The 14228-nt window shown below is 59.9% G+C and carries 13 protein-coding genes; 5 read left to right on the plus strand and 8 right to left on the minus strand.

The features are described from left to right. Positions 1-284: 284 nt before the first annotated feature. Complete coding sequence (locus tag ACLBWT_RS08330; protein WP_447662594.1) at positions 285-1478, plus strand: AI-2E family transporter; 1194 nt, start codon at positions 285-287, stop codon at positions 1476-1478. A gap of 77 nt (positions 1479-1555) precedes the next feature. Here ACLBWT_RS08330 and ACLBWT_RS08335 read toward each other — a convergent pair whose 3' ends face one another. The 3 genes from ACLBWT_RS08335 to ACLBWT_RS08345 all read right to left on the minus strand — a co-directional run bounded on the left by ACLBWT_RS08335 (position 1556) and on the right by ACLBWT_RS08345 (position 4025). Continuing rightward, on the minus strand, positions 1556-1906 hold the full coding sequence (locus tag ACLBWT_RS08335; protein WP_447662595.1) for a hypothetical protein: 351 nt from the start codon (positions 1904-1906) through the stop codon (positions 1556-1558). A 206-nt stretch (positions 1907-2112) separates the two neighbouring features. Beyond that, on the minus strand, positions 2113-2970 hold the full coding sequence (locus ACLBWT_RS08340) for a sugar phosphate isomerase/epimerase family protein (protein WP_447662596.1): 858 nt from the start codon (positions 2968-2970) through the stop codon (positions 2113-2115). Next, positions 2967-4025: a Gfo/Idh/MocA family protein gene (locus ACLBWT_RS08345; protein WP_447662597.1), complete on the minus strand. Its 1059-nt coding sequence runs from the start codon at positions 4023-4025 to the stop codon at positions 2967-2969. Before ACLBWT_RS08345 ends, ACLBWT_RS08340 begins: the two co-directional genes overlap by 4 nt. A 161-nt stretch (positions 4026-4186) precedes the next feature. On the opposite strand from ACLBWT_RS08345, the gene ACLBWT_RS08350 reads away from it, so the two are divergent. After that, the gene (locus ACLBWT_RS08350) at positions 4187-5056 is read left to right on the plus strand and encodes a helix-turn-helix domain-containing protein (protein ID WP_447662598.1); all 870 of its coding nucleotides are present in this window, start codon (positions 4187-4189) and stop codon (positions 5054-5056) included. Between the two features lie 89 nt (positions 5057-5145). Here ACLBWT_RS08350 and ACLBWT_RS08355 read toward each other — a convergent pair whose 3' ends face one another. Together ACLBWT_RS08355 and ACLBWT_RS08360 are read right to left on the minus strand one after the other, a co-directional pair. Continuing rightward, on the minus strand, positions 5146-5835 hold the full coding sequence (locus ACLBWT_RS08355) for an AIM24 family protein (protein WP_447662599.1): 690 nt from the start codon (positions 5833-5835) through the stop codon (positions 5146-5148). Further along, positions 5832-6326 carry a hypothetical protein gene (locus ACLBWT_RS08360; protein WP_447662600.1) on the minus strand — a complete coding sequence of 165 codons (495 nt, stop codon included), beginning with the start codon at positions 6324-6326 and terminating at the stop codon, positions 5832-5834. Before ACLBWT_RS08360 ends, ACLBWT_RS08355 begins: the two co-directional genes overlap by 4 nt. A 279-nt stretch (positions 6327-6605) precedes the next feature. On the opposite strand from ACLBWT_RS08360, the gene ACLBWT_RS08365 reads away from it, so the two are divergent. Continuing rightward, positions 6606-7688, plus strand: a complete 1083-nt coding sequence (locus ACLBWT_RS08365; protein WP_447662601.1) for a lactonase family protein — start codon at positions 6606-6608, stop codon at positions 7686-7688. Between the two features lie 125 nt (positions 7689-7813). Then, positions 7814-9046: an MFS transporter gene (locus tag ACLBWT_RS08370; RefSeq protein ID WP_447662602.1), complete on the plus strand. Its 1233-nt coding sequence runs from the start codon at positions 7814-7816 to the stop codon at positions 9044-9046. 219 nt (positions 9047-9265) lie between these two features. On the opposite strand, the gene ACLBWT_RS08375 is transcribed toward ACLBWT_RS08370, so the two are convergent. Then, positions 9266-10492: an MFS transporter gene (locus ACLBWT_RS08375; RefSeq protein ID WP_447662603.1), complete on the minus strand. Its 1227-nt coding sequence runs from the start codon at positions 10490-10492 to the stop codon at positions 9266-9268. A 120-nt stretch (positions 10493-10612) separates the two neighbouring features. Next, the gene (locus ACLBWT_RS08380) at positions 10613-11230 is read right to left on the minus strand and encodes an NUDIX hydrolase (RefSeq protein WP_447662604.1); all 618 of its coding nucleotides are present in this window, start codon (positions 11228-11230) and stop codon (positions 10613-10615) included. A 353-nt stretch (positions 11231-11583) separates the two neighbouring features. Here ACLBWT_RS08380 and ACLBWT_RS08385 point away from each other — a divergent pair, with 353 nt between their 5' ends. Beyond that, entirely contained in the window at positions 11584-12348 is a 765-nt protein-coding gene (locus ACLBWT_RS08385; protein ID WP_447662605.1) for a ThuA domain-containing protein, read from the plus strand. A gap of 188 nt (positions 12349-12536) precedes the next feature. On the opposite strand, the gene ACLBWT_RS08390 is transcribed toward ACLBWT_RS08385, so the two are convergent. Continuing rightward, a complete protein-coding gene (locus ACLBWT_RS08390) occupies positions 12537-14141 on the minus strand; it encodes a catalase (RefSeq protein ID WP_447662606.1) in 1605 nt (534 codons plus the stop codon). Positions 14142-14228 lie beyond the last annotated feature (87 nt).

A 14228-nucleotide genomic window follows, 5' to 3' on the forward strand; every position in this document is an offset into this window, starting at 1 on the left:
GAACAGATGTGGCCGCAGCTGGGTTTCCGGAATGAGACGTGGCAAAAAAACGGCGCTTGATCGCGACCGAGTTAATGTTTCATTCCATGAAACTTCATTTCAAAACCGCTATATCCTCATTATAGACTGAAAAGAAAAGAACGTAAAGGGAAGAAAGCGGAATCCAAACGGCTTTTGCTGCGTATGAACCTTGGTTGAGCCGCCTTAGTATTTGCAGTTGGCGGCGGGGAAGATTATCATTTGGAGGAAGGCAATAATTGGCTGACTCTCGGGAGGGACTTTGAGTGGACCTGACGCAGGAAGACCGCCAGTCGGAAGCCAGACTGGACCGGTTCAAGAAGTTCTTCATCAACAACAAATTCGTGCTGTTCCTGCTGGTCCTGCTGCTGGTCGGGATCAACATTCTTGTGTTCGCGCATATTACGTTCATCTTTGTTCCGCTGCTCGTGCTGGCGAAGACGGTGCTGCTGCCGATGCTTTTGGCTGGCGTCGCTTATTACCTCCTCAATCCGCTCGTGGATTGGATGGAGAAGCAGGGCATGAAGCGCGGATGGGTCATCGCGGCGCTGTACGTCATCATCATCGGCCTGCTGACGCTGCTTATTACGATCGTCGTTCCGATCATCCGGGAGCAATTGACGGGTCTCGCGGACAATATTCCCATCTATACGAAGTATGTCCAAGACAAGACGACTTATTACCTGGGAAGCGACCTCGTGACCCAGCTCCAGACGAGCCTCAATTACGATCCGCAAAAGATCGCGCAGGAGCTGTCGAGCAGAGCCGGCAGCATCCTTCAGAGCACGTTGAACAACATCGGCGGCTTTCTCGGCACGGTGACGGAATTCGTCCTGGCGATCGTCACGCTGCCGTTCATCCTGTTCTACATGCTCAAGGACGGCAAGAAGCTGCCGATCTTCATCACGGCAATGCTGCCTACGACGATAAGAGGGGAGACCCGCCGGGTATTGACGGAGTCCAATCATCAGATCAGCTCCTATATCCGCGGCCAGATCATCGTGAGCCTATGCATCGGAGCGCTGCTGTTCATCGGGTATTTGATCATCGGCCTGGATTACGCGCTTGTGCTCGCCATCGTAGCGGCTTGCACGGCCGTCGTTCCCTACATCGGGCCTGCCATCGCCATTACTCCGGCGCTCGTCGTAGCCGCCTTCACCTCTCCGATCATGCTGCTGAAGATGGTTGTCGTATGGACCTGCGTGCAGCTGATCGAAGGCAAGTTCATCTCGCCGCAGGTGATGGGCAAGACGCTGAGCATCCACCCGATTACGATCATCTTCGTCATCCTCACCTCGGGCAAGCTGTTCGGTTTCCTCGGGATCATTCTCGCGGTGCCCGGCTATGCGGTGCTCAAGGTATTCGTCACTCATCTGTTCCAGTGGTTCATGGTCCGATCCAAGCTGTACGGTCCCGAGCCGGAATACAAGATTCTCGGCGTGAAGCGCAACGAGGACTAGCTGGCGGTTCCATGAGAAAAAGCCTCTGCGTGAGCAGAGGCTTTTTCTCATGGCCGGCCGGCGAAGGCAGCGGCTGATTACTGGGCAGGGTTGCTGCGCGCCTGCGACAGATGGCAGCGCAGCTGGTAGGCCTTCCAGCGGGAGAGGGGCACGCGCTTCGATTCGGGTCCGGTGCTTCCGAAGTAAACGGCTCCTTCCTCAATGCCGCTGATCTTGGCTGTATTCACGTAACATCCCGAAGCGACCGGATAGAACAGTCCATTCCGGCACAACCGGTTGATCTGGTCGGCAGACATTTTCTTTTTAATGTTGTAGTTGCTGCCGTGGAAGCTTACAAGTCCGAAGGAGCCGAGCCTGTAATACAGAATGTCCGTCTCAACATCAAAGTCCTCATACACATTGCGGTCGTTTGATGGCACGTTAATCATTCCGTTATCCCCCTTGCTTGGTTAAGAAAGTGGCGTTTGATAACGCTTACATATCATAACATAGGGCAGAGATTTTGGGAAGGATAGGATTCATAACGCTAGGATGCGATTGCTTTGCGGCGACAGCCTGATGCTAAAACGAAAAAGCGCCCCGAAAAGGGCGCTTTTCTTGTTGCTGCAGCTCAGGCTTTTGTTCCTGCGGATGCTCAGGCTTCTTCCCATAGGCGGCGCAGGTTGGCGAGCCCGGCTCTGGCGCCGAGGCGGCAATCCTCGAGGCCCTCGAACTCGACGGATACGTACCCGTCGTAACCGGACGACTTGACGATGCGGACAACCTCCGGCATGTCGATGTCCCCGTTGCCGATCACCGCGCCGCGCAGGTGGTTGCCGCCGGCCGTACGGAACCAGCCCTCGCCTGGATTGCGGTAGGAAGGACGCAGATAGAAGTCCTTGAAGTGGACGACGGAAGCGATAGGAAGATTGGCCTTCACGGCCGCGACCGAGTTTTCGTCGGCGCACATGAAGTTGCCCACATCGAGCGTCGTGCGGAAGTTGGGACGGTCCACCGCTTCGACGAGAGCCTGGACGCGGTCGCTGTGCTGGATGAAGTAGCCGTGGTTCTCCACGCTCGTCGTAATGCCGAAGCCTGCGGCGTAATCGGCGATTTCGCGGCAGGCCGCAGCAAGCTTATCCAGGGAACGGTTGAAGTTGCCGATCGACAGATCGGTGTCGCTGGCCACGTCATGCCGCATGAAGCGGGCGCCGAGCGCGGCGGCGATGTCGACCTGCTCCTTGACCCGCTGGATCTCGGCACGGCAGCCCTCCTCCGACAGGCCCTGGAAATTAGCTCCGATGGCATAGTTGGAAATATCGATTCCGCGCTGAGCTGCCCGCTCCACGATCCGGCTGACGAGCTCGGGATTGCCGGTAAGCTCATAACCGAGAGGAACGATCTCCACATGCTCGCCGCCATGCTCCGCGGTGAAGTCGATGACGTCGAGAACGGTCATCTCTCCCGACCTGAGCGCCTGGTAGAGGCTGTAGGTGCTGAGTCCGAGCTTCATGGGAACGTCACCTCGCGTCCTTGGGCAGCCGATTCATAGATCGCGCTCAGTATTTTCATGATCTCGACGCCGTCCTCGACCGGGCTGATCGGCTGCTTGCCGCTCGCCGCGCAGTCGACGAAATGGTCGATCTCGCTCTGGAAGGCACGGCTTATCTGCATGCCTTTGCTGTCCGTCTGCGGGTAGGTGTTGAGGATGATGTCGTTCTTCTCCGTGACCATGACGACCTCGGGATCGATCTCGAAGCCGCCCTTCGTGCCGAACAGCTTGACGATGCCTTCATCCTTGACCGTATGCAGGGAGAAGCTGACGTCGACGAGCAGGGAGGCGCCGTTCTCGAATCGGATCAGCGCGTTGGCCATATCCTCGACATCGTTGAGATCGGCGTTGTAGTCCGCGGCCTGATAGCGGGACAGATGCTTGATGTTGGCGCGGTTGCCCAGATGCTTGTATTCGTTGGCGCTGACCGACTTCACCTTGGGACGGCCCATCAGATACCAGCACAGGTCGATGACATGCACGCCGATATCGATGACAGGTCCGCCGCCGGAGCGGGACTTGTCGGAGAACCAGCCGCCGGGATTGCCCATGCGGCGGATATACGAAGCTTTGGCGAAGTACAGGTCGCCGAACTCGCCGTTCTCCACGAACGAATGGAGCATCAGGGCGTTGGGATCGTAGCGGCGGACGAAGCCGACCATCAGCTGCTTGCCGGAGCGCTTCACCGCATCCTGAATCTGATAAGCCTCTTCGACGGTACGGCAGAGCGGCTTCTCCACGAGGACATGCTTGCCGGCGTCCAGCGCGGCGATGCTGATCTCCGCGTGGGTGTTGTTCCACGTGCAGATGCTGACCGCGTCCACGTCCGGATCTCCGAGCAGCTCGCGGTAATCACCGTATACCTTGGAGGCGCCGTATTTGTCCGCGACGGACTGTGCTCTCTCCCGATTCATGTCGCAGATGGCATAGACCTCGCTGTTTTTGTTGGCCGCATAAGACTGCAGGTGGAACTCGGAGATGGATCCGGTCCCGATGACGCCGATTCGGATACTCATGCTTGCTTCACTCCCCATTGGCTTGGTAACCTTATATAGTGAAAGTATAGCGGCGCCATCCCCATTCGGCATGGGTGATCATGCGCTCTATTAGTACAATTGTGCGGTTCGCGGCTGCCCCGGCAGCCGGCGCAGACCAGCCTTAGAAGGAGGACCGGCCGATGGAACGCCCTCTATCGCTACTGGAGGAAATGAGCATGCCCGACCCGAACTTCCCGGTCAAGCTGTGCACCTCGCGCTTCGCGGGACGCGGCCGGATTCTGTTCGAGGCTCATTGGCACAATCATATGGAGCTCCTCTACATCCGTTCGGGACATGCGGTCGTGGAATGCAATTACGTTTCCTGCGAAGCCGGACCCGGCGATCTGATCGCGGTGAACAGCAACGATATCCATATGGGCATCCTGCTGTCGGACGAGATCGAATACGACTGCCTGATCGCCGATCTGGGCTTGCTGCAAAGCCTGTCTCCCGACGCGGCCGAAACCAAATACATCACGCCGATCGTTCAGAACCGCATCCTCTTCCGCAACGTCATCCGCGGAGACGAGCAGCTGAATGCCTGCATGGAGCAGCTTGAGGGCGAGTTCGCCTGGCGCCAGCCCGGCTTCGAGCTGTCGGTGAAATCGCTGCTGTACCGGCTCCTGACGCTGCTGCTGCGGGGCTATGTCGAGGTCAGGCTGACCGAGCCGGAGTCGCACGCGCGGCTGCGCAACCTGGAGCGGTTCCAGCCGATTTTCCATCATATCGAGACGCACTACACGGAGGAGCTGACGGTGGATTCGCTGGCAGGGCTCGCTTCGCTCAGCCGCTTCCACTTCAGCCGGCTGTTCCGCCAGCTGACGGGGCGCACCGTCACCGACTACGTCAACCGGATCCGCATCAACAAATCCGAGGATCTGCTCCGCAATACGGAGAAGACCATCGCCGAGATCGCGATGGCGGCAGGCTACAATGATCTCAGCTATTTCAGCCGCACATTCCGCCGCTACCGGGGGCTGGCGCCGTCCGAGGTCCGGGTGCAGCGGTAGAACGTCCGGAGAGATCGAGAACGTTTCAAGAGATGATCGAATACGGCCAGACCAAAACAATCCTGCCCATGGGCAGGATTGTTTTGGTCTTATTTGATGTAGACGCCTCCGAACGGCAGCAGCTCCCGCAGCGTCCTCCGCAGGAAGCCGTCCCGCTGCAGAGGCTCGACAAGCCCCGGATCGAGCGATCCGGTCTGCACCAGCACGGAGCCGCGTCCCTTCAGCTCCCACTGGACGTTCATATGCTGGGTAGCCAGCGGGTTGCCGTAGACGGCGAGCTTGACCCGCGCCGACTCCGGGAAAGCGACGAGCGAGGCGGTATCGACATAGAGCGGCTGCTCCTCGGACAGCTTCATGGAGGCAAGGCCGCCCGCCGTAAGGATGCCGAGCGTGCCGGGGCCCGTGAAGCGCATCCGGGTCAGCTCCCGCGTGATCCAAGCGGTCTTGAGCTTGTGGATGCGCGTCTTCATGGCCATGCCGTCGCTGTAGAAGACGATATGCCGGAAGTCGAACAGCAAGTCGCTGTCCTCGGGCAGCGCCACCGCTTCCAGGCCGCAGCCGGGCGGCAGGCCGAGCAGGAACTCGCTCGGTCCTTGGATCCGGGAGCGGATCCATTTGCGCTTGCGGTAGACGCCGGCGGCATCCATGAACCGGTCCTCGCGCGCACCGGCCGGGCCGCGGAACGCGATGATGGCCTTCGGGTGCAGCACCTGCAGCTTGTCGGCTTCTTCAAGCTCGATCCGCACATGCCCGTGAGGCGGCGGCGCCGTCACGATCATAAGCCGGCTGCCTTTCCTTGGTCGCGCCGCTGAGCGCGGTAGACGCGGTAGCGCCACACCCGTACGGCCGCGATATAGGCCAGCAGGGCGGAAGCTCCCACGAGCACGGCGACAGCGATGCCGTGCTTCAGCGAAGCCTGCTTCTGCCTGGCGGCCGCCATGCTCTCTTCCAGCTGCCGGTTCTGCTCCGCCAGCGCTTCGTTCTGCTTGCGGAAGTCCTCGTTCTGCTGCTGCAGCTCCTGCTGCCTCGCTTCGAACTCCGCCTGCTTCTGCTCGTAATCCTGCTTCAGCCTCTCCTGCTGCTGCTCCAGCCGGGCAATCGATTCCGTATATTGCTTCTGCAGCTCGTCCACCTTGGCCGGCGTGTCATAGATGTCCTTGAGATTGTCCCAGATGCCGGCATGCGCCTGCCCGGGCCAGTCGGCTCCGGCTAAGGCGACGATGAGTATTGCGGCAGCCAGGCTTGTCCGCTTGATCCGTTTCGACCTCATATGGATCCATCCCCTCTCGCGGCGCTCTTCACTATCTATTACCCAGTATAGCAAGAGTCGGATGCTGCTGTAAGAGACTGGGGACAAATGTCGGATTATCATGGACTGCAAGAGGGGCTTATCCGTTTCCTGCTGCTGCGAGATGTCGTTCTAGAGCTCGAAATGACAACGAATGGAATGGTTTGGCCGCGCTTACGACTGTTGGGCGGCATTGTCTGAACGGCTGAAATAAGGTATATTCACTGACAAAAAGGCCCAGGCCGGAAAAGAGGAGAGAAAATGGCAGAAGCATCCATGACCTATACGCTGTACATAGCTTCTTACGGGGAGGCCCAGGAGCCGACCGTTCATGCATGCCGGCTCGACGGCGGCACAGGAGAGCTGTCGGTATTCCAGAAGCTCGCCGGAATCGAGCAGGCTTCGTTCCTGGCCGTCCATCCCGCGGGCAACATGCTCTACGCCGCCAGCGAAACCGGCGAGACGAGAGGGCAGTCCGGCGGCTCCGTCCATGCGCTGGCCATTGATCCGCAGAGCGGCGAGCTCGAGGTGCTCGGCGACCAGCTGACTCACGGGGAGCATCCTTGCCATGTCAGCCTGTCCCTTGATTGTCAAAGCCTGTACGTCTCCAATTACAGCGGAGGCAATGCGGCAATCTTTCCGCTTGAAGCGGACGGCCAGCTGTCGGAGCCGGCTTCGGCGCTCGTATCCGGGGAAGGCGAGCTCGGACCGGCAGCCGACCGGCAGGAAAAGCCTCATGTCCACAGCGCCGGACCGGTTCCGGGCACTCCCTTTGCATACCTGTGCGATCTGGGCACCGACTCGGTCTATATCTACCGGCAGTCCGCCGACGGGCGCTCTCTGCTCAAGACCAGCACCGCCAGGCTGGAGCCGGGAACCGGCCCCCGCCATGCGGCGATCCCAGCCAGCCTTCCCTATGTCTATGTAGCCGGTGAGCTCGATTCGTACGTGAACGTGCTTCGGATGGACAAGGAAACGGGCACGCTGGAAAGCGTGCAGCGGATTTCCGGCCTCCCGGAGGAATTCGCCGGCACCAGCTGGGCGGCGGATATCCATCTCTCTCCGGACGGCCGGTTCCTGTACATGTCCAACCGGGGCCATGACAGCATCGCCGTGTTCGCGGTCGACGCCGGCGACGGGACGCTGACAGCGGTGGAGCACTGCCCGACCGGCGGCCGCACGCCGCGCAACTTCGCCATCTCTCCGGACGGCAGATGGCTGCTCGCCGCTAACCAGGAGAGCGGCACGATCCATTCCTTCCGGAGGGATGCGGACAGCGGCAAGCTCGCTCCTGCGCCTGCATCCTTGCGGATTCCGGCGCCGGTATGCATCTGCTTCGCCTGAGGAGACTGTCCTCTGTCTAAGCGCGGGCAGCGCCGGACTCTGCCCAGGCGGCGCTGCATGCCCGCGCCCCTCTCATTTACTGACGAACATACAATCCATCCACGCGACGAAAGGAAGTCCTGTCCATGTCCGCTTCGCAATCGGCCCGGATCGGCGCAGCCCGCACCGGGACCATCTATGCGATTCTGATCGCCATCAGCGCCGTCCACATGCTCAACGATTCCATGCAATCGGTCATCCCCGCTCTATATCCCATCTTCCAGGATACGCTGAACATCAGCTACACCCAGATCGGGTGGCTGACATTCACGCTGCAGATGACTTCATCGGTCATGCAGCCGGTTGTCGGGCTCGTCTCCGACCGCAAGCCGTCGCCCTGGATGCTGCCGGTCGGCATGCTCATGAGCATGATCGGCATGGCCGGCATGGCGTTCGCCCCGAGCTTCGGCATGCTTATCTTCTTCATCGTGTTCGTCGGACTGGGCTCGGCCGTCTTCCATCCGGAAGGCTCGCGCGTCGTTTATTTCGCCGCCGGGGGCAGGCGCGGCTTCGCCCAGTCGATCTACCAGGTCGGGGGCAACTTCGGCCAGTCGCTGGCGCCGCTCATGACGATCTTCATCTTCATCCCGCTCGGGCAGCGCGGCGCTGTCTGGGGCACGCTGCTGGCTGCCGCGGCGATCCTCATCCTGCTGAAGGTGGTGCCGTGGTACCGCAAGCAGCTGGAGGAGCATGGCAAGCCGGTGAAAAAAGCGGCCGTGCCGAGAGGCGAGCTGTCCCTCGATGCGCGGAAGCGTAAAAATGTCGTCGCCTTCGCGCTGTCCGTGCTGATTCTGCTTGTGTTCGCCCGTTCCTGGTACGGAGCGGCGATCGGCACGTTCTACCAATTCTACCTGATCCACGACTACGGCCTCAGCAAGCAGGCCGCCCAGGTGCCGCTGCTGCTGTTCATGATCGCGGGAGTCGTCGGAACCTTCTTCGGCGGGATGGTTTCGGACCGAATCGGGGCCAAGCGCACGATGCTGCTGTCCATCCTGGGAGCGGCGCCGTTCACGCTGCTGCTGCCGCATCTGCCGCTCGTCTGGATGTATCCCGTCGCAGCGCTGATCGGCCTGATCATCCAGGCGAGCTTCTCGGTCAGCGTCGTCTACGCGCAGGAGCTGATGCCGGGCCGGGTCGGCATGGCATCCGGACTCATCACGGGCTTCGCCTTCGGGATGGGGGCGCTCGGCGCCGTCGTGCTGGGCAAGCTTGGAGACATCTACGGCCTGCAGAGCGTCATGTACTGGACCAGCGTGCTTCCGGTCGCAGGCGCGCTTGCGTTCCTGCTCCCCCGCGACCGGAAGCAAGCAGCGGCCTGAAGCCGCCTGTTTGCAGAGGGAAATACGGGAGAGGCTCCCGGAATGACCGCTTGCATGCCGGTCATCCCCGGGCGGGCTGCTGTGCGACACGCTGCCGGCTTGCTTCAATGCCGCATGGTTGTGCCAAGGAATTCAAGCGGCACAGAGCGACAAAAAAGGACTGCCCCCGCACCGTTGCTGAAAACGGGGGGCAGTCCTCTTCTATGTTCATCGGGATGTTCAGCGGGCGGCGGCGCTCCGGCGGTCCCATGCCGCCAGGCAGAGCGCCAGCAGCAGGGCGATGAAGGAGAATGCCGATGCCGTCCACGGCAGCACGCCGTAGTCGTACGCTCCGGGAGCTGTCTCGAAGAACAGCACGATCCAGCCGCCGAAGAAGGCGCCGAAGGCGTTGCCGAAGTTCAGGACAGCGTGATTGGATGTCGAAGCCAGGGCAGGCGCATCCTTGGCAAGGTTCATGATGCGGACCTGCAGCCCCGGCATGGCGGAGAAGCTCGCCGCTCCCCACAGGAAGATGAGGGCAAGCGTAGCGGGCAAGGAAACGTCCGCGAAGCCGAGCAGCGCCAGAATGACCGCTTGGGCCAGGAAGGAGACGATGACCGTCGGCATCAGCTTGAGGTCTGCCAGCTTGCCTCCCAGGATGTTGCCGATCGTGACGCCGCAGCCGAACAGGACGAGGATCCAAGGCACGTTGCCCTCGCCGACGCCGGTTACTCCGGTGAGCAGCGGCTTGATGTAGCTGAACAGGCTGAACAGGCTGCAGCAGCCGAAGGCGCCTGTGATCAGCACGAGGAACAGCTTGGGCTGCAGGAGAGCCCTGATCTGCCTGGCTGCGTTGGTGTCGTCCGTCTGCTTGATCGAAGGAATCATGGCGATCAGGCCGACCAGCGTGACGGCGCCCATCGCCGCGACGACGAAGAACGACATCCGCCATCCAAGCTCCTGCCCGATGAAGGTTCCGAACGGCACGCCGAGAATGTTGGCGATCGTCAGGCCGGCCATCATGACCGACACGGCTCCGGCTCGGCGTCTGGGAGAGACGAGGCTCGCCGCGAGCACGGCTCCGATGCCGAAGAAGGTGCCGTGGGCAAGCGAGGTGAAGATGCGGGCCGCCAGCAGGAGGCCGTAATTCGGAGCCAGTGCGGCTCCCAGGTTGCCGATGATGAACAGCACCATCAGCAGGGAAAGCAGCAGTTTCTTGGGGAAGCGGGCCGTTGCCAGCGCAAGCACGGGAGCGCCGATGCCGACTCCGAGCGCGTAGCCGGTAATAAGGTTGCCCGCCTTCGGCACGCTTACGCCAAGGTCCGCGGCTACTTCGGGAAGCAGGCCCATGATGACGAATTCCGTCAAGCCGATCGCGAAGGCTCCGACCGTGAGGGAGTAGAGAGAGAGCGGGTACCGATCCTTGTCGGTTTGCGAGGCTGCAATCGACGGTTGATCTTGGTGCATGAATGTCTGACCTTCTTTCTGAAAGCGCTGACTGTAAATAGCAGGAAATGACTTACATTTGGAAATCAACTTCCGCCAGTATAGCAGATTTTGCGCTTCGGGAAAGAGGAATTTCACTCCTTAATCGTAATAGACCGGCATGTCCGGCTGCCGTCCGTACCGGAACATCATGCGCAGCTGGCTTTCCGTGTTGCGGCTGAGCGACAGGGGAGGCAGCTCATCCTCGCCGAAAAACTTCACCTCGCTTGTCTCCACGCCGCCGGAAGCCTGCCCGCCCGTGATTTCGCAGTGGAAAAAAAGCTTATAGATATGATGCGCATCGGGAGGATGCCCGTGGCGGATCTTGTCCATGACGGCAAGCAGCCTTACCGTCCTGGCTTCGAAGCCCGTCTCTTCCCTGATCTCCTTAATCACGCATTGACTCGGGGTCAGGCCGATATCCGCCCAGCCGCCGGGAAGGCACCAGGCGCCGTCCGATCTTTCCCGGACGAGCAGGATGCGGCCTTCCCGGAAAATGGCTCCCCGCACGTCCACCTTTGGCGTGGCATAACCGGAGCCGCTGGCGAAAGCGAGCCGAATCTCTTCCCTGCCCGCGGACGTATGCGTCTCCATGATCTCCACGCTCAGCTCCCGCAGGGCTTCAAAACGTTCGATGTCATAGACGTCACGCCCGTAGGCAAGCCCGGTCTGGGCTATGGCTTGGATTTGTTTTGCCCATTCGAGCCACTTCGGTTCCATTTCTGTTCCTCCTCGCAGGTATTGCTTGCAGATATGCATGAATATGCATTTGAAGCCGGCCACAGGGACCAGTTCTCGGTCCGCGCTCCGGAATCCTGTTTCGCCTTGCGTCCAAGCGGGTAAAAATCCGTATTGTTGTTCGAGCTTCCGACGCTCCTCGCGGAATCCGGCAGCGCCGCAGGGCATGACAGCTTTGCGGCCGGCTGCCGGTTTGTCGTCTTTATGGACCGGCTTCAAGATGTTGACGAGGACGGGAAGGGATTTGCTTCAAAAAGTGGAATAGATTAGTTGATAGATCCGTTAGACGCTTATCGCTTTATTTCATTCAATCGACCTGAAGGGAGAGACAGGGCATGGTTGTCGAAGTCGGAAGGGGAGGCACAGTCTATGTGCCGGATACAGGGATGGCGGGGGCCGGAAGCCCTCGCATGGGCATCTTGACGGGGAGGCAGACCGCTGCCGGGCGCGTCAAGCCTCAGCCTGCAAGGCGCGCCGTGCTGCTGGGAGACGGCTCCGGCGCCTCTTATCATCCCTTGCAGGCTGTGCAGGAAATGATTCTCGGCGCCTTGAAGGATGATTTCGACGCGGCAGCGACGGAGGATTACAGCGTTCTCGAAGGACCTGCTTCCGGAACGGGATTGATAGCCGCTTATACCGACCGTTGGGAAGATCCCGTCACACCCGAGCAAGCCAAGGGCATCATCGATTTTGTCGGCCAAGGCGGCGGACTCGTCCTGATCCATTCCGGCATCTCTCTCGCAGCCGATCCTCGGCTTGAAGAAATGATCGGAGCGCGTTTCATCGGGCATCCCCCTTATCAGACCCTTTCCTTCGAACCGGTCGTAGGCAAGGGCGGAGCGCATCCGATCGTACAGAATATCGAGCCCTTCGATTCCCCTGACGAGCCTTACCGTTATTCCTTCAGCAGGTCGAAGGACCGCGAGGTCATCCTGGAGTACTGGCTGGATGGCTGCTGTTACCCTGCAGCCTGGGTGCAGCGGTACGGGGAAGGCCGGATCGCCGTCCTTATGCCGGGCCATGACCGGGCTTCCTTCGAGAGCGGCCAGGTGCAGCGGCTGATCCGCTCGGCGAGTCTGTGGGCAGCAGGCAGAATTTAAGCTCTTTGAAAGCAAGCGGGTCTTCGGGCCCGTTTTTTAATGTACATTTATGACATAGGCCCTAATTGTCCATCCCGAAAATGTCGATGTGTACTTTACGGCAAGTAGTGATATCGATATTGAACGCAAAAAAGAAGCGGCGGTCCGTCCGGCATTCCATGCCGGGCTGACCGCCGCTTTGCTGTGTTTCAGTATCCGTCTGTCTTGTGCCCGGAGCGTTCCGCCTTCTCCGCTCCCTCGCGCATGCCGGAGGATCCGATATGCTCCATGTCGGCCTTCGCCTTGGCCAGCCCTTCTGCCACGCGGCGGCCGTAGTCGGCATCCGCCTCGCTGAAGTGGGCGATCATGTTCTGCTGGATGACAGGCGCGCTGATCTTGAGCGCATCGACGAGATTGGAGATGAGCTCCTCCCGCTCCCACTCCTCGAACTTCCGGTACGTCTCTCCGGCTTGCTTGAAGTCGTTCGGCCGGGATATCTTCTCCCGCACCAGAGCGGCATGGTACATCGGCTCATGCTCCTTGCCCGACGGGGCCGCTTCCTTCAGTCCGCCAAGAGAGGAGGGCTCATAGTTGACATGGGGATTCTGATGCTGTCCCTTGTCGACATTGAAGGCCATCTGGCCGTCCCGCTGATTCGTCGCGACCGTCGTTTTCGGCGCGTTGATCGGCAGCTGCAAGTAGTTCGTGCCGACCCGGTAGCGCTGCGTGTCGGAATACGAGAATGTCCGGCCCTGCAGCAGCTTGTCGTCGGAGAAATCGAGGCCGTCGACGAGCACGCCGGTTCCGAAGGCCGCCTGCTCCACCTCGGCGAAGTAGTTGTCCGGGTTGCGGTTGAGCACCATTTTGCCGACGGGAAGGAAGGGGAACTTGTCCTGGTCCCATAGCTTGGTCGGGTCGAGCGGATCGAAGTCGAGCTCGGGATGCTCGTCGTCGCTCAGAATCTGCACGTTCAGCTCCCATTCCGGATAGTCGCCGCGCTGTATCGCCTCGTACAGATCCTGGGTCGCATGGCTCGTATTTTTGGCCTGGATTTCGTCGGCTTCCTTCTGGGTAAGGTTTTTAATGCCGACCTTCAGAGGCTCCCAGTGGTACTTGACGAGAAAACCCGTTCCTTCCTTGTTGACCCATTTGTAGGTATTGACGCCGGAGCCTTGCATTTGCCGGTAATTGGCGGGAATACCCCACGGAGAGAAGAGAAAGGTAATCATGTGCGTCGCTTCCGGGGAATTGGAGACGAAGTCGAACATTCTCTCCGGGTTGCCCAGGTTCGTAACCGGATCGGGCTTGAACGCATGCACCATGTCCGGGAATTTGAGCGGATCGCGGATGAAGAAGATTTTCAGGTTGTTGCCGACGAGATCCCAGTTGCCGTCCTCGGTATAGAATTTGACGGCGAAGCCGCGAGGGTCGCGGAATGTCTCCGGGGAATGGCCGCCGTGCACGACAGTCGAGAAGCGGACAAATACGGGCGTCTGCTTGCCGGCCTCCTGGAACAGCTTGGCGCGGGTATACTTGGATACGGCTTCGCTCCCCGCCTTGCCATAGGCTTCGAAATACCCGTGGGCGCCGGCACCTCGGGCATGCACGATCCGTTCCGGTATTTTTTCCCGGTCGAAGTGGGAAGTCTTTTCAATGAAATGATAATTCTCAAGCGTAGATGGCCCGCGGTTTCCGACTGTGCGGATGTTTTGGTTGTCTGTAATCGGATGGCCTTGCCTGTTGGTCAAGATATCCTTCGGATCGTTGTTTTCTGTAGAGGGACTCATTATGCAGCACTTCCTTCCTGTCTTCATCTTTCGTTCCTGGTTAACTTTTTCCATTTGACTTTTTTCTATACCAGATAAGGGAAAGGTTGATCCGCCTAGAAAAAGATGAGACCA

Source organism: Paenibacillus sp. D51F (genome assembly GCF_053345695.1).